This is a genomic window from Janthinobacterium sp. PLB04 (assembly GCF_021165895.1).
Taxonomy (GTDB): domain Bacteria; phylum Pseudomonadota; class Gammaproteobacteria; order Burkholderiales; family Burkholderiaceae_D; genus Janthinobacterium; species Janthinobacterium lividum.
Window position 1 is genome coordinate 1,455,740 of record NZ_CP088968.1, and the last position, 14,357, is coordinate 1,470,096.

The window sequence follows — 14,357 nt, forward strand, 5'->3', positions numbered from 1 at the left end:
CTTGCTGTACCGTATCGGTACGGCAGGAATGTGGTTTTCCTCTGAGCACCGCCGCCGGCTGGTCCGGCATGCGGCAGGGGAAGCTTTCTTGAAAAATAATAATAAGAAAAGCAGACTTGGAGTAGACGGATGGAAAACAGATTGATCATTATCGCGGCGGTCACGGTGGGCTATTTCGCCCTCATGTCGTACATTACGTATAGCGTGCGCAAGCATGCCAACAGCGCCGAGGGCATGACGGCGGGCGGGCGCAACTATCCCGCCTACCTGATCGGCGCGCTCTTGTTGTCGGAATTTATTGGCAGCTCCGTCAGCATCGGCACGGCCCAGAAGGGTTATGAACTGGGTATTTCCGCCGCCTGGAATCTGGTGGCGCTGTCGCTGGGCTTCTTGCTGCTGGCCATCGTGCTGGTGAAAAAATACAAGGAAAGCGGGCAGTCGACGATTTCCGGCATCCTGGCGCAAACCTACGGCGAACCCGTGCGCTATGCGGCGTCCATCCTCACCATCGTTGCGCTGAGCATCGTTGCCGTGGCCCTGTACGCGAGTGGCGGCGCCGTGCTGGCAGCCGTGCTGCATATCAACAAGACCGTGGCCATCTTGCTGGTGGGCGCCATTACCGTGATCTATGTCAGCCTGGGCGGCATGCGCTCGGTGGTGTACACCAATTTTGCCCACTCCATCGTCAAGTACCTGGGCGTGATCCTGGCGCTGGCGTATGCACTGGAAGCAACAGGCGGCATCGGCGCGCTGCAGGCGCAACTGCCGGCCAAGATGTTCAACTGGGTCGAGATCGGCTGGGGCCAGATCATCGCCTGGATGATCGGCGGCATCGGTTCCATCTTCGCCACGCAATACGTGATCCAGGCCCTGGTCAGCACGGACAATCCGGCCGTGGCCAAGCGCGCCTGTTACTACGTATCGTCGCTGATGATCCCGTTCGGCCTGATGGCGGCCCTGATCGGCATGTGCAGCGCCGTGCTGTATCCGGGCATGAAGTCGATCGACGCCTTCCCGACCCTGATCGCCCACATGCCGGCGTTTTCCGCCAGTATCATGATCGTCGGCCTGGCCGGCGCCCTGTTCGGCGGCATTTCCGCCACCACCCTGGCATCGGCCACCCTGGCCATGAAGGATTTTTATGATCCCTGGTACAACAAGGCGAAGAACGACGCGAAATCGCTGATGTTCCTGCGCATCGCCATCGTCGTGGCCGGCTTGCTGCCGCTGGTGCTGGCGCTGTATGCGGAAAAACTGCTGATGATCGCCTTCCTGGGCAAGGCCCTGCGCGCCACCCTGGCCGTGCTGGTGCTGATGGCCTTCTATGCGCCGAAGTTCGGCACGCCGCGCGGCGCCTTCGTTGGCGTGATCGTCTCCGTGATCGCCACCATCGGCTGGTTCCTGGCGGGCAATCCGTACGGTGTCGACAGTTCCTACCTGGCGCTGGCTGGCCCGCTGCTGACCATGGGCATCAGCCATCTGTTCAAGCCGGCGCAAGCGTTGGCGAAACCGGCATCGTCGTCGCGGCTGTAGCTTACCCCAACCCTCACACCAGTCCCGTCATGTAATAGATGGCAATGACGAGGAACACGGCCACCGTCTTGATGACGGTGATGCCGAAAATGTCGCGGTAGGACTGGCGGTGCGTGAGGCCCGTGACGGCCAGCAGGGTGATCACGGCGCCATTGTGCGGCAAGGTATCCATGCCGCCGCTGGCCATGGCCACCACGCGGTGCATGACTTCGAGCGGAATGTGCGCCTGCTGCGCGGCCTGGATAAAACTGTCCGACATGGCGGCCAGCGCGATGCTCATGCCGCCCGAAGCCGATCCCGTAATGCCGGCCAGGGTCGTCACGGAGACCGCTGCGTTGACGAGCGGATCGGGCACGCTGCGCAAGGTGTTGCTGACGGCAAGAAAACCGGGCAGGGCCGCGATGACGCCGCCAAAGCCATATTCGGATGCCGTATTCATGGCCGCCAGCAGGGCGCCGCCCACGGCCGCCTTGGTGCCTTCGGCAAAGGCGGCGCGGATACGCCCGAAGGCCGTCACGCACACGAGCAAGATGCCCAGCAATAAGGCACCTTCCACGGCCCAGATACCGGTCACGGACGCTATCGACGTCGACACGGGTGCATGCAAGCCGGGCAGGGCCTCGGCGGTGAGTACGTAACTGTCGCCATACCAGTGGGGAATCAGCTTGGTCAGCGCAAAGTTGGCCACGCCCACCAGCACCAAAGGCGCCACCGACAGCAGCGGATGGGGCAAGTCGCCACCGCCGGTCTTGGCCTGTTCCGCTTCCACTCCATAACCCTCGCCCGTCGCCATGACGGACCGGCGGCGCCATTCCAGGAAGGCCAGTCCCATGATCACCGTCAGCACGGCACCGATGGTGCCCAGCCATGGCGCGGCCCAGCCGGTCGTATTGAAAAAGGTGCTGGGGATGATGTTCTGGATTTGCGGCGTGCCGGGCAAGGTATCCATGGTGAAGGAAAATGCGCCCAGGGCGATGGCGCCCGGCATCAGCCGCTTGGGGATATTGCTCTGGCGGTACAGCTCGGCCGCGAACGGGTACACGGCAAATACCACCACGAACAGCGACACGCCGCCGTACGTCAGGGCCGCGCACACGGCAACGATGACGGCATTCGCGCGCGAACTGCCGATATAGCGGATGGCGGCCACGACGATCGACTGTGAAAAGCCGGACAGCTCGATCAGCTTGCCGAACACGGCACCGAGCAAAAAGACGGGGAAATACAGCTTGATAAAGCCCACCATCTTTTCCATGAAGATGCCGCTGAAGACAGCCGGCACGGCGGACGGATCGGTGAGCAGCACGGCACCCAGCGCGGCGACCGGCGCAAACAGGATCACGCTGTAGCCACGGTAGGCGGCCAGCATCAGGAAGGCCAGTGCGGCCAGAACTATCAGGAAAGACATCGGTCAGGCCCTTGCGCGAGAAGTGATCAAGATATTAATAATGCAGTTAATATCATACTTCCCGGCAACCTGCCAACGCGCAGGTCAAGGTGACGGTAGTTCACGTCAGCCTAGTGAGGAAAAAGCTGGTCGGGGTGAGAGGATTCGAACCTCCGGCCTCTGCGTCCCGAACGCAGCGCTCTACCAGGCTGAGCCACACCCCGCATACTGGTATTACAGCAGATGGCGGCACGGCTTTCAAGCGGCTGCATCAAGGTCTATTCTTTTCCTGCTGCGCCTTCCTGATGTCCGCTTCGCTCACTTTTTTCGCTGGCGCATTCGTCGCCGGCGAAGTCGGGGCCTTGCGGGTGGCGTTGGCTTGCGCCATGACGGCGGCGCAGTCCGTGTCGGGGGCCTTGTCGACACTGACCAGCGGCAGCAGGGCGGCCAGCGGCGTGACGACGGTAGCCAGTGCCACGGCGGCGCCGGCTTTCAACGCCAGCGGGCCTTTCTGCGGGCCCACGTCCGGGTTCTTGAACGTGCCTTTCGCATACAGCGGCGTGCGCAGGGTGATGATGCGGGCACCCTTGGTACGGGGGCGCACGTCGAGGTCCAGGGTTTCGCTTGCCAGGTTGACGTTGCCCGTGACATTCACGACGGCGCTGTCCGTGTCGAGCACGAAGCGGCGCACGTTGGCCTGGCCATTCGTGACGGCGAAGTCGCTGGCCAGGCAGTTCAGGTGGACTTGCTTGTCGCCAAAGATTTTCACGAAGACGGCGTTGGCCAGGTTCAGGCCAGCCAGTTCCAGCATGAACTGGCTGACGGAGCCTTCGCTGACGGTGGCCGCCAGCTCGCCATTCGCGCTGGCCAGCATGGCCGAGACGGAATTGCCGTGGCCCGTCAGCGCCGCATCGCCATACACTTCGCCGAAGCTCGCTTGCATCGATTGCAGCTTGGGAAACAGTTCGCGAATTTTGAGGTGGCGCGCCACCACCTTGGCTTGCGCGGCGATGGTCTTTTGACGGCCATCGAGCGTGATGTTCGAGGTGATGTCGCCGCCGGCCATGCCGAAGTTGAGCGGCGTCAGACTCAGCACCTTGTCTTTCATGTGGATGTTGGCGACGACATTGTTGAGCGGGATATCGTGCGTGCGCACCAGTTTCTTGCCCGTGAATTTCACGTCGGCGTCGAGCGCATTCCATTTGGCTGTATTGAACTGTTCCACGGGCAAGGCTTTGTTGTCGGGCTGCACAGGCGCCTTGCCGCGCGCCTGTTTCTGCGCATTGCTGTCGGCGCCGATGGTGGGACCCAGGTCTTCCAGGCGCAATTGTTGCGACGTCACTTCGCCGCGCAGCAAGGGACGCGGCTGGCGCGGCAAGTACTGCAGGGTACCGGCCAGGTCGCTCTGGCCCACCGTGCCCTTGAAGTCTTGATAGGTCCAGTTCCAGATGGCGCCGTCCTTCTTGCCCAGCAGGCGGCCTTTGGTGGCGTAGTCCGGGGTTTCCGGCAGCAGCACACCCGTCAGCGGATACAGGTCGGCCATGCTGGCGCCGGCCAGGCTCAGCTGCAAATCGATACCCGACAGCGAGCGCGGATCCGTCAAGGTGCCATCGATGCTGGCCTTGTTCTTGCCCAGCACGGCATGCGCCTGCACGGGATAGACTGTGTTGTTATCGGTCAAGGACAGCACGGCACCGGCCTTGCCGCCGCCCGTCACGGGCGCCTTGCGGTAGCTGCCGCCCAGGGTGAATTCGATGCCGTATTTCTGTACGGGCGCGCTGCCTGGCGCGTCGCCCGGCGTGGCGTCGGGTGCTGTCGAGCTGACCTTGGCGCGCAGGTCCAGCGCGATGCCCTCGTCGAGGTAGCGGATGGCGCCGTCGCCGAAGGCCATGCGCTGGATTTCCACGTCCCATGCCGAAGGGCCGTTATCCTTCAAGGTCCAGCTGTTGCTGCCGTCGGCGCGCCGCTGCAGGGCAATATTGGGAGAGTCGAGCGCCAGGTCCGTCAGCACCAGCCTGTGCTGCAGCAGGGGCAGCGGATGGATGGCCACGTCGATGCGTTTCGCACTGGCCAGTTGCGGGCCGGCCGTCGCCCAGTCCGGGTTGCTCATGCGCACGTCCTGCGCACTGATGATGGGACGCGGCACGTAGCGGCGCCAGCCCGGCTCCGTTTTCAGCCCTTGCTTCCATTGCACCTGCAAATCGCCGCCGATGACGAAAGTGCGGCCCGTGCTTTCCGACACCTTTTCGTTGATGTAGGGGCGGGCGCGGTTCCAGTCGAAGGTCAGCACGAAGATGACCACGATGGCGATCAGGGCCAGCAGGGCGGCCAGGCTCCAGCCGAAGATTTTCAGGGGTGTCGAGCGTGTCATGGGGATGCCAATCGCAGTGATTTTTTCATCAAGATAGACCGATTGATCATGACAGTCGGTACGCTGGGTTACGTACGCATCGTGATTACTGGCATTGATTCCATAATTCGAGTATTATTGAATTATGGAAAACAACAATACTATCGCAACGCAGGCTGCGCCGCTGACAAGCACGGCCGCCATCGCTGCCCTGGCTGCGCTGGCACAGGAATCGCGGCTGGCCGTGTTCCGCCTGCTGGTGCAAGCGGGGCCGCAAGGCATGGCCGCGACGAAAATCGCCGAAGCGCTGGCGATCGCCCCCTCGTCGCTGTCGTTTCACTTGAAGGAATTGGCGCACGCCAATCTGGTCACGGCAAGCAAGGCGGGTCGTTCCATCATCTATGCGGCCAACTATGCGGGCATGAATGGCTTGCTGGCCTTTTTGACCGAGAACTGCTGTGCTGGCGCCCCTTGTTGCGTCACTGAATCTCATTTACTCAAGGACATCACGACATGACGATCACGATCTATCACAACACGGCGTGCGGCACCTCGCGCAATACCCTGGCCATGATCCGCAACACGGGTGTCGAGCCCGTCATCATCGATTACGTCAAGCATCCGCCTTCGCGCGAGGAATTGCTCGACCTGATCGCCCGCGCCGGCCTGACCGTGCGCGCCGTCATGCGCGACAAGGGCGCCCTGTACGACGAGCTGGGCCTGGCCAATCCGGACTTGCCGGACGCGGCCCTGCTGGACGCCATGCAAGCCCATCCTATCTTGATCAACCGCCCCATCGTCGTCACGGAACTGGGTGTGCGCCTGTGCCGGCCGTCGGAAAAAGTGCTGGACATCCTGCCGCTGCCGCTGCCGCAGCAAGGGGCCTTCGTCAAGGAAGACGGCCAGGCCGTGGTCGGCGCCGACGGCAAGCCGGTGGCCTGAATGAATGATTTGCCGAATATCAGCGCCGCGCACCTGGACGTGCCGGACCTGGACAAGCTGGCGCCGGCCAGCGTGTCCACCCATGCGCCGCGCATCCTGCTGCTGTATGGCTCCTTGCGCGAGCGCTCGTACAGCAAGCTGCTGACCCTGGAAGCGGAGCGCATCCTGCGCCACTTTGGCGCCGACACGCGCGTGTTCGATCCGCATGGCTTGCCCATGGTCGACAGCGTGTCACCCGAGCATCCGAAGGTGCAGGAATTGCGCGCGCTGTCGCTATGGTCGGAAGGGCAAGTGTGGTGCAGCCCGGAACGCCATGGCGCCGTCACGGGCGTGTTCAAGTCGCAGATCGACTGGCTGCCGCTGGAAACGGGCAGCGTGCGGCCCACGCAGGGCCGGACCCTGGCCGTGATGCAAGTGTCGGGCGGTTCGCAATCGTTCAATGCCGTCAACGGCTTGCGCGTGCTGGGACGCTGGATGCGCATGGTGACGATACCGAACCAGTCTTCGGTTGCCAAGGCGTATCAGGAATTCGACGATGACGGCCGCATGAAGCCATCGCCGTATTACGAGCGCCTGGTCGACGTGATGGAGGAGCTGTACAAATTCACCCTGCTGGTGCGCGACCGCCGCGATTACCTGGGCAGCCGCTACAGCGAGCGGCTGGAAGCGGCGCCGGCCATCGTCCAGGCATTGGCGGGCGCGGCGATGGAGCATGAGCGCAGCAAATAAGCGGCACATAAAGAAAACGGCGCCAGTGGCGCCGTTTTGTATTGCATGGGATGAAACGCGATCAGTGATTGCGGTCCACGGCAAACGAGCACAGCTGCAGCATGGATTGCTTGTAGACGCTGTCCGGCCAGCCGGCGATGGCATCGGCGGCGCGCTGGCCGGCGATTTCCGCCTGCTTGCGCGTGTAGTCGAGGGCGCCGCTGCTGGTGATGGCCGTCAGGACAGCGTCGAAATGCTGTTCGTCGCCTTGTTCGATGCAGCTGCGCACCAGTTCGCGTTGCTCTGGCGTACCGTTTTCCATCAGCCAGATCAGTGGCATGGTCGGTTTGCCTTCGCGCAAGTCGTCGCCCACGTTCTTGCCGATTTCGGCGGCGTCGCCTGCATAGTCGAGCACGTCGTCGATCAGCTGGAAGGCCGTGCCCAGCGAGCGGCCGTATTCGGCTGCCGCTTCGATATCGTCTTCGCTGGCGCCGGCGATCAGGGCGCCCAGTTGCGCCGACGCTTCGAACAGCTTGGCTGTCTTCGAGCGGATGACGTTCAGATAGCTTTCCTGTGTCACGTCCGGATCGTGCATGTTCAGCAACTGCAGCACTTCGCCTTCGGCGATCACGTTGGTGGCGTCGGACAGGATTTGCATGACGCGCATATTATTCAGCGATACCATCAGCTGGAACGAGCGCGAGTGCAGGAAGTCGCCCACCAGCACCGAAGCGGCATTGCCGAACAGGGCATTGGCCGTCTGGCGTCCGCGGCGCATCGACGATTCATCGACGACGTCGTCGTGCAACAGGGTGGCGGTGTGGATGAATTCGACCACGGCGGCCAGTTCATGGTGCGCCGTGCCGCGATAGGCGTGGGCATTGGCCACCAGCAAGATCAGCACGGGACGGATGCGTTTGCCGCCTGCGCTGATGATGTATTCAGCGATCTGGTTGATCAGAATCACATCGGAGTGCAACTTTTGGCGGATCACCGTATTGACTGCGTCCATATCGGCGGCAATCGTTTGCACGATGGTGTTTTGGTTAACGTGTTTGTTAGCGTCAGACAAGGCGAACCTGCATTAGATTGTGGGTGCCGCGATTATACGACAAGGCTTGCGCGTGCGTGACGTTTGCCTATGACTGTAGAGCAATTGATTGACCTTGTTGGCACTGGCGCGCGTTTTGCTGTCCGCCTGGCGCAAGCCTGACATGATGGTCAGGTTGTCGACATACCACGATCGTCAAGCTTTGTGAATACTTTTTGACGCAATTTCTCAGTCCGTGTATAATCGCTGGTTCCCCCTGTTGTGCACGGCTTGCTTTTCATGGCAGTGGGACAAATTCTTTCAACATTTGATGAGGTTTCAAATCATGTACGCGGTCATAAAAACCGGTGGCAAACAATACAAAGTTGTCGCTGGCGAAAAACTTAAAGTAGAACAGATACCGGCAGACATTGGTTCCGAAATCACCATCGATCAAGTTCTCGCAGTAGGCGCGGGCGACAGCATCAAGTTTGGTGCTCCATTGGTCGAAGGTGCAACGGTACTGGTTACGGTTGTGGCGCATGGTCGCCATGATAAGGTCAAAATTTTCAAGATGCGTCGTCGTAAGCATTACCAAAAGCATCAAGGCCATCGCCAGAATTTTACCGAAATCCAAATCGTTTCGATCAACGGCTAATCGCCGCTGTTTGAATTAATCAGCTATCAAGGAGTCTTAAATGGCACATAAAAAAGGCGGCGGCACAACGCGAAACGGCCGTGATTCAGAATCAAAACGTCTGGGCGTTAAAGTCTACGGCGGCCAAGCTATCAATGCTGGCGGCATCATCATTCGTCAACGCGGCACCCCAGTGCGCGCCGGCGAAGGCGTAGGCATGGGCAAGGACCACACGTTGTTCGCGCTGATCGCGGGCAAAGTGAAGTTCGTTGTCAAAGGTGCTGGCTCGAAGCAATTCGTGACCGTTGTACCTAACGCAGCAGTACCAGCGTAATTCGTCGCGGAGCGCCAGTTCGCTCCGCAATGATCGCATGATGTAAGGCGCAAGCCTTCAATCGAAAGGCTCTGCCCAAGGTAGAGCCTTTTTAGTTTTATGGCGGCAAAATTATGAAGTTTATCGACGAAGCAAAAATCGAAGTCATCGCGGGCGATGGCGGCAACGGCTGCGCCTCTTTCTGCCGTGAAAAATTCCGGCCTTTTGGCGGTCCCGATGGCGGCGATGGCGGCAAGGGCGGCACCATCTGGGCAGTCGCCGACCGCAATATCAACACGCTCGTCGATTTCCGCTTCTCCAAAATGCACAAGGCTCGCAATGGCGAGCCTGGCCGTGGCGCAGATTGCTATGGCAAGGGCGCCGATGACATCCACCTGCGCATGCCGGTCGGCACCTTGATCATCGACAACGCGAGCGGCGAAATTCTGGCCGATCTGACCGAGCACGGCCAGACCGAAATGCTGGCCAAGGGCGGCGAAGGCGGCTGGGGCAATATCCACTTCAAGTCCTCGACCAACCGCGCACCGCGCCAAAAAGGCGAGGGCAAGGAAGGCGAACGCCGCGAACTGCGCCTGGAACTGAAAGTCCTGGCTGACGTGGGCCTGCTGGGCATGCCGAACGCCGGCAAGTCGACCTTCATTTCGGCCGTCTCGAACGCGCGTCCGAAAATTGCCGATTATCCATTTACCACCCTGCACCCGAACCTGGGCGTGGTGCGCGTGTCGCACGAGAAGAGCTTTGTGATCGCCGACATTCCCGGCTTGATCGAAGGCGCTTCCGAAGGCGCGGGCCTGGGCCATCAATTCCTGCGCCACTTGCAGCGCACGGGTCTGCTGTTGCACATCGTCGACCTGGCGCCGTTTGAAACCAACGTCGATCCTGTCAAGGAAGCCAAGGCGCTGGTCAAGGAATTGAAAAAGTACGACGAGTCGCTGGTCGATAAGCCGCGCTGGCTGGTGTTGAACAAGCTCGACATGGTGCCGGAAGAAGAGCGCAAGAAGATCGTCAAGGACTTCCTCAAGCGTTTCGCCTGGAAAGGTCCCGTCTTCGAGATCTCCGCGCTGAACCATCAGGGTTGCCCGGAACTGGTGAATGCGATTTACCAGCATCTGGAAGAGAAGAAACACAGCGAAAGCCGTGCCGAAGAAACGCAGATGACCGAAGAAGCACGCGGTATCTCGTCGATCGACCCGGATGATCCGCGTTTCAAGATCCTCGACTAAGGCTTTACCCTGATGTCGGTACAGACGGCCGCTGTCGCGCCAGCGCGCAAGCAAGCGTGGCAGCGCCGTGTATTGCATCTGATCGCGTATGCTTACGGGCTGAGCGCGGTCGCCTGCCTGTTGTTCGCCGATGAAATGGCGGCCGGCATGGGCATCTTCCTCAATGGCGTCAACGGCTACAGCCAGTTCTACGCTACTCATGTCGGTGTCTGGGGCGCTACCGCGCTCCTGGCGCTGTTCGCGGCACGGCAGGGCGAACCGCCTGTCCTCGGCGATATCACTGCAATGTTGGTCCTGGCGCAGCCCGCCGGCCGTTTATTCGCGGCCATCAGCTTCGGCTTGCCCCAGGGTTTTGTGTTGTTCATGTGCGCAATGGAGCTGACAGCGGGGCTGGCCTTGCTGCTGCTGCGTCCTGCGCGCTGACGTCTATTAAGTGAAGAGCGCCGCCCCATGGATTCCGTGATTCAAAAAGCTACCCGCATCATCATCAAAGTCGGTTCTTCGCTGGTCACCAACGATGGCCGCGGACTCGATCATGCCGCCATCGCGCGCTGGGCCGCGCAGATTTCCGGCTTGCGCGCCCTGGGCAAGGAAGTCGTGCTGGTGAGCTCCGGCGCCATCGCCGAAGGCATGCTGCGCCTCGGTTTCGAGCAGCGCCCCACCGATATCCACGAATTGCAGGCTTGCGCCGCCGTCGGCCAGATGGGCCTGGCGCAAATCTATGAAAGCAGCTTCCGCGCCCACAGCCTCGGCACGGCGCAAGTGCTGCTCACGCACGCCGACCTGGCCGACCGCGAACGCTACCTGAATGCCCGTTCCACCCTGACGACCCTGCTGCGCCTGGGCGTGGTGCCGATCATCAATGAAAACGACACCGTCGTCACCGATGAAATCAAGTTCGGCGACAACGACACGCTGGGCGCCCTGGTGGCCAACCTGATCGAAGCCGATGCGCTGGTCATCCTGACGGACCAGCACGGCCTGTTCTCGGCCGACCCGCGCAAGGACCCGGACGCTTACCTGATCACGCAAGGCATCGCCGGCGATCCGGCCCTGGAAGCGATGGCCGGCGGTGCCGGCAGCAGCCTGGGGCGTGGCGGCATGCTGACGAAAATTCTTGCCGCCAAGCGCGCCGCCAAGTCCGGCGCCCATACCATCATCGCCTGGGGCCGCGACAGCGACGTGCTCAGCCGCCTGGCCCAGGGCGAAGCGATCGGCACGGAGTTGCGGGCGCAAACAGGGCAATTGACGGCGCGCAAGCAGTGGATGGCCGATCATCTGCATACGGCCGGCGCCGTCGTGCTCGATGCGGGCGCGGTGCAAAAGCTGCGCCAGGAAGGCAAGTCCTTGCTGCCGATCGGCGTGACGGGCGTGAATGGCGAATTCGGCCGCGGCGCCGTGATCACCTGCGTCGATGCCGATGGTGCGCCCGTGGCGCGCGGCCTGTCCAACTACACGAGCGGCGAAGCGCGCCGCATCATGCGCAAGCCTTCCACCGAGATCGAGTCCATCCTCGGCTATATGGAAGGCCATGAGCTGATCCATCGCGATAATATGGTCTTGTTGTAAGCTCCCGCTTGCTGCGAATCAAAAAACGGCCCTTGCGGGCCGTTTTTTTTGCTCTATACCACGGCCGGCATCGGCGACTTGTCCTTGTAATCGCACAGGTCGGCAATCATGCAGTTCCAGCATTGGGGCTTGCGCGCCGTGCACCTGTAGCGGCCGTGCAAGATCAGCCAGTGGTGGGCGTCGTGCAGGAATTCCTTGGGGATGAATTTCAGCAGTTTTTGCTCGACGATATCGACATTCTTGCCCGGCGCGATGCCGGTGCGGTTCGAGACGCGGAAGATATGCGTGTCCACGGCCATGGTCGGTTCGCCAAACGCCGTGTTCATGACCACATTCGCCGTCTTGCGGCCCACGCCGGGCAAGGCTTCCAGCGAGACGCGGTCGCGCGGCACTTCGCCGCCGTGCTGCTCCAGCAGGATCTGGCAGGTGGCGATGACGTTCTTCGCCTTGGTGCGGAACAGGCCGATGGTGCGGATGTAGCTGGCCAGCTCGTCCACGCCCAGGGCCAGTATCGTGGCCGGCGTATTGGCGACCGGATACAGCAAGCGGGTCGCCTTGTTGACGGACACGTCCGTCGCCTGCGCCGACAGCAGCACGGCGATCAGCAGCTCGAACGGCGTCGTGTAGTCGAGTTCCGTTTTCGGGGAAGGGTTGGCGGCGCGAAAGCGCGTAAAGATTTCCAGGCGTTTGGCGGCGTTCATGCGTCTTTTTTCGGGGTGATGGGGGCTGGCTGGGCGGTGTCCGTGCTAGCGGCAGCGGCCTTGGCGCGCGCGCGCTCCATGGCGGCGGCGATGATGGCGCGCTTGCGTTCCTTTTCGGCCTGTTCGTCTGGCGTGACGGGTACTTCCTGCGTCACTTCGCGCATCTTGGCGACGGCCTTGGCGGCCAGGCGTGCTTCATTTTCCTCTGTTTCGCGGCGCAAACGCTGCGTGCGGAAATCGTGGCGCGCGCGCGCGTCGTCCGCCTCGGCCTGGCTCCAGGCATCCCAGCCCGTGGCGTCGCCGCTGACCGGGTACATGACGATGCAGTCGACGGGGCAGGGCGCCACGCACAGGTCGCAGCCGGTGCACAGATCGGTGACCACCGTATGCATCTGCTTGGCGGCGCCGACGATGGCGTCGACGGGACAGGCCTGGATGCACAGGGTACAGCCGATACACAGCGATTCGTCGATATAGGCGACAGATCGTGGACGTTCGAGACCGTTGACGGGATTGAGCGGAATGACTTTTTTGCCCAGCAAGCCGGCCAGGCGCACGATGCCCTGCGCGCCGCCCGGCGGGCACTGGTTGATGTCGGCGCTGCCTGCGGCAATCGCTTCCGCATACGGGCGGCAGCCGTTGTAGCCGCATTTGGTGCATTGCGTTTGCGGCAGCAAGTCTTCGATCTGGTCTGCAAGTGGGGGAGAGGCGGGATGCGGCACGGTCATCTTCAATACGGTAAAACGTCATTATCGGCCATCTGGCGCGCGCACAAGTAAAAACCTGGCTCGTGAGAGGGAATAGCTGGCGCATGGCAGGCCTGTTGCAGGCACGCCGCAATCGTATTTTATTTCCCCTGGGAATGTCAAAGTGCAAATAAACAACTTTGCAATTTCTTTTTTTTATGGGAGCATGATTTTTATCAAGCCTGTAATCAAAAAAAGCCGACCGCCAGTCCTGTTGCCGCGCCTGCATTGCAAGGTGCGCCAGGCCATAGGAGCCAAACATGCGTTTCCTCCGGACAGTTGGTTTGCCCTTCTGTTTATTCATGCACGCTACACTTGCCCTTGCACACGGGCAGGCTGGCTCCCCCATGGCGGCGCCGGGCGCTGCCAGCTCGCGCATCGTCCGCTTCGCCGCCGAAGACTGGCCGCCCTTTATTTCCCGCAGCCTGCCTGCCGACGGCATGTCCGGGGCGATGGTCAGCGCCATCTTCGAACGCATGGGCTATGTCGTCAAATATGAGTATTTCCCGTGGAAGCGTGCCATGCAGTTTGGCCTGGCCAGTTCCCGCTATGCCGGGTTTCTGGCTGTCTGGCGTACGCCCGAACGGGAAAAACTGTGCCACTTTTCTGTTCCGGTTGGCAATACGCAAGGCGTGCTGGCCTACCTGAAGGAGGATGGCGTGCCCGGTACCGCCCTGGCCGACCTGGGCAAGCTGCGTATCGGCACCGTGGCCGGTTATTCGAATGGCGAGCAGTTCGACGGCATGGTGGCGCGCGGCGAGTTGAAGACGGAAGAGGGCTTGAACGATGCGACGAATCTGAAGAAACTGCTCATCAAGCGTTACCGCGTGATCGTCATCGAGCGTCATGTCCTGCAGCACTTGCTGATGGGACGCAACTTCAGCAAGGCCGAGCGGGAGCGCATCGCCATCATCGATACCGTCTTCAAGGAGCGTCCCGTGCATGTGTGCTTCCAGCGCGACGCGGAAGGGGCGGCGCGGCAAAAGCGCTTCAACGAGGCGGCGCGCGACATCGATACGGCCCGGCTGGAACGCGATTACTGGAAGCGGCTCGACCAGAGCCTGGCGACCGCCCCGGCCAGTCCCTGACACGGCGCGCCGCTGTTGCACGTTGCCAAAACGAAATATCTAAATACGAAACCATTCGTTCTTGTTTGTTTGTCCATCCTTTAGTCTGCAACCACTGTGTTGACGACTT

At 61.4% G+C, this 14,357-nt stretch carries 15 protein-coding genes and 1 tRNA gene; 10 read left to right on the top strand and 6 right to left on the bottom strand.

Annotation, left to right across the window (positions count from 1 at the left end):
• Positions 1-129: 129 nt before the first annotated feature.
• On the top strand, positions 130-1,533 hold the full coding sequence (locus tag LSO07_RS06305) for a sodium:solute symporter family protein (protein ID WP_034782432.1): 1,404 nt from the start codon (positions 130-132) through the stop codon (positions 1,531-1,533).
• Positions 1,534-1,546: 13 nt separating this feature from the next.
• On the opposite strand, the gene LSO07_RS06310 is transcribed toward LSO07_RS06305, so the two are convergent.
• The 3 genes from LSO07_RS06310 to LSO07_RS06320 all read right to left on the bottom strand — a co-directional run bounded on the left by LSO07_RS06310 (position 1,547) and on the right by LSO07_RS06320 (position 5,291).
• Positions 1,547-2,941 carry a GntP family permease gene (locus tag LSO07_RS06310; protein ID WP_151092881.1) on the bottom strand — a complete coding sequence of 465 codons (1,395 nt, stop codon included), beginning with the start codon at positions 2,939-2,941 and terminating at the stop codon, positions 1,547-1,549.
• A 126-nt stretch (positions 2,942-3,067) separates the two neighbouring features.
• Positions 3,068-3,144: transfer RNA gene (locus tag LSO07_RS06315), tRNA-Pro, on the bottom strand.
• A gap of 47 nt (positions 3,145-3,191) precedes the next feature.
• Complete coding sequence (locus tag LSO07_RS06320; protein ID WP_151092883.1) at positions 3,192-5,291, bottom strand: AsmA family protein; 2,100 nt, start codon at positions 5,289-5,291, stop codon at positions 3,192-3,194.
• Between the two features lie 124 nt (positions 5,292-5,415).
• Between LSO07_RS06320 and LSO07_RS06325 the strand changes: the two genes are divergently transcribed.
• The 3 genes from LSO07_RS06325 to arsH are packed head-to-tail and all read left to right on the top strand — an operon-like array spanning position 5,416 to position 6,941.
• Positions 5,416-5,787, top strand: coding sequence for an ArsR/SmtB family transcription factor (locus LSO07_RS06325; RefSeq protein WP_175445080.1), 372 nt, complete (start codon positions 5,416-5,418; stop codon positions 5,785-5,787).
• Positions 5,784-6,212, top strand: a complete 429-nt coding sequence (arsC, locus tag LSO07_RS06330; protein ID WP_151092885.1) for an arsenate reductase (glutaredoxin) — start codon at positions 5,784-5,786, stop codon at positions 6,210-6,212. The genes LSO07_RS06325 and arsC overlap by 4 nt, the downstream gene beginning before the upstream one ends.
• Positions 6,213-6,941 carry an arsenical resistance protein ArsH gene (arsH, locus tag LSO07_RS06335; protein ID WP_070280931.1) on the top strand — a complete coding sequence of 243 codons (729 nt, stop codon included), beginning with the start codon at positions 6,213-6,215 and terminating at the stop codon, positions 6,939-6,941.
• Positions 6,942-7,002: 61 nt separating this feature from the next.
• On the opposite strand, the gene ispB is transcribed toward arsH, so the two are convergent.
• Positions 7,003-7,932: an octaprenyl diphosphate synthase gene (gene ispB / locus LSO07_RS06340; protein ID WP_230492036.1), complete on the bottom strand. Its 930-nt coding sequence runs from the start codon at positions 7,930-7,932 to the stop codon at positions 7,003-7,005.
• 364 nt (positions 7,933-8,296) lie between these two features.
• On the opposite strand from ispB, the gene rplU reads away from it, so the two are divergent.
• From rplU to proB, 5 genes are all read left to right on the top strand, one after another.
• Positions 8,297-8,608 (top strand): 50S ribosomal protein L21, encoded by a 312-nt coding sequence (rplU, locus tag LSO07_RS06345; RefSeq protein WP_034754730.1) that lies wholly within the window; start codon positions 8,297-8,299, stop codon positions 8,606-8,608.
• A gap of 40 nt (positions 8,609-8,648) precedes the next feature.
• Positions 8,649-8,921 carry a 50S ribosomal protein L27 gene (gene rpmA, locus LSO07_RS06350; protein ID WP_010395157.1) on the top strand — a complete coding sequence of 91 codons (273 nt, stop codon included), beginning with the start codon at positions 8,649-8,651 and terminating at the stop codon, positions 8,919-8,921.
• 113 nt (positions 8,922-9,034) lie between these two features.
• On the top strand, positions 9,035-10,144 hold the full coding sequence (obgE, locus tag LSO07_RS06355) for a GTPase ObgE (protein ID WP_034754647.1): 1,110 nt from the start codon (positions 9,035-9,037) through the stop codon (positions 10,142-10,144).
• 12 nt (positions 10,145-10,156) lie between these two features.
• Positions 10,157-10,567 carry a hypothetical protein gene (locus tag LSO07_RS06360; RefSeq protein WP_034782445.1) on the top strand — a complete coding sequence of 137 codons (411 nt, stop codon included), beginning with the start codon at positions 10,157-10,159 and terminating at the stop codon, positions 10,565-10,567.
• A 27-nt stretch (positions 10,568-10,594) separates the two neighbouring features.
• Entirely contained in the window at positions 10,595-11,713 is a 1,119-nt protein-coding gene (proB, locus tag LSO07_RS06365) for a glutamate 5-kinase (protein ID WP_034782447.1), read from the top strand.
• A gap of 53 nt (positions 11,714-11,766) precedes the next feature.
• Here proB and nth read toward each other — a convergent pair whose 3' ends face one another.
• A complete protein-coding gene (gene nth / locus LSO07_RS06370) occupies positions 11,767-12,414 on the bottom strand; it encodes an endonuclease III (RefSeq protein WP_151092886.1) in 648 nt (215 codons plus the stop codon).
• Positions 12,411-13,142 (bottom strand): electron transport complex subunit RsxB, encoded by a 732-nt coding sequence (gene rsxB / locus LSO07_RS06375; RefSeq protein ID WP_151092888.1) that lies wholly within the window; start codon positions 13,140-13,142, stop codon positions 12,411-12,413. The genes nth and rsxB overlap by 4 nt, the downstream gene beginning before the upstream one ends.
• Positions 13,143-13,462: 320 nt before the next feature.
• Between rsxB and LSO07_RS06380 the strand changes: the two genes are divergently transcribed.
• Complete coding sequence (locus tag LSO07_RS06380) at positions 13,463-14,248, top strand: substrate-binding periplasmic protein (RefSeq protein ID WP_231772999.1); 786 nt, start codon at positions 13,463-13,465, stop codon at positions 14,246-14,248.
• The last annotated feature ends 109 nt before the right edge of the window (positions 14,249-14,357 follow it).

Bases quoted from the DNA above. Each gene is read 5' to 3' on its own strand.
- rsxB (WP_151092888.1), bottom strand. From the start codon at position 13,142: ATGACCGTGCCGCATCCCGCCTCTCCCCCACTTGCAGACCAGATCGAA.
- rpmA (WP_010395157.1), top strand. From the start codon at position 8,649: ATGGCACATAAAAAAGGCGGCGGCACAACGCGAAACGGCCGTGATTCA.
- LSO07_RS06305 (WP_034782432.1), top strand. From the start codon at position 130: ATGGAAAACAGATTGATCATTATCGCGGCGGTCACGGTGGGCTATTTC.
- LSO07_RS06310 (WP_151092881.1), bottom strand. From the start codon at position 2,941: ATGTCTTTCCTGATAGTTCTGGCCGCACTGGCCTTCCTGATGCTGGCC.
- LSO07_RS06380 (WP_231772999.1), top strand. From the start codon at position 13,463: ATGCACGCTACACTTGCCCTTGCACACGGGCAGGCTGGCTCCCCCATG.
- nth (WP_151092886.1), bottom strand. From the start codon at position 12,414: ATGAACGCCGCCAAACGCCTGGAAATCTTTACGCGCTTTCGCGCCGCC.
- LSO07_RS06320 (WP_151092883.1), bottom strand. From the start codon at position 5,291: ATGACACGCTCGACACCCCTGAAAATCTTCGGCTGGAGCCTGGCCGCC.
- ispB (WP_230492036.1), bottom strand. From the start codon at position 7,932: ATGGACGCAGTCAATACGGTGATCCGCCAAAAGTTGCACTCCGATGTG.
- arsC (WP_151092885.1), top strand. From the start codon at position 5,784: ATGACGATCACGATCTATCACAACACGGCGTGCGGCACCTCGCGCAAT.
- arsH (WP_070280931.1), top strand. From the start codon at position 6,213: ATGAATGATTTGCCGAATATCAGCGCCGCGCACCTGGACGTGCCGGAC.
- rplU (WP_034754730.1), top strand. From the start codon at position 8,297: ATGTACGCGGTCATAAAAACCGGTGGCAAACAATACAAAGTTGTCGCT.
- obgE (WP_034754647.1), top strand. From the start codon at position 9,035: ATGAAGTTTATCGACGAAGCAAAAATCGAAGTCATCGCGGGCGATGGC.
- LSO07_RS06360 (WP_034782445.1), top strand. From the start codon at position 10,157: ATGTCGGTACAGACGGCCGCTGTCGCGCCAGCGCGCAAGCAAGCGTGG.
- proB (WP_034782447.1), top strand. From the start codon at position 10,595: ATGGATTCCGTGATTCAAAAAGCTACCCGCATCATCATCAAAGTCGGT.
- LSO07_RS06325 (WP_175445080.1), top strand. From the start codon at position 5,416: ATGGAAAACAACAATACTATCGCAACGCAGGCTGCGCCGCTGACAAGC.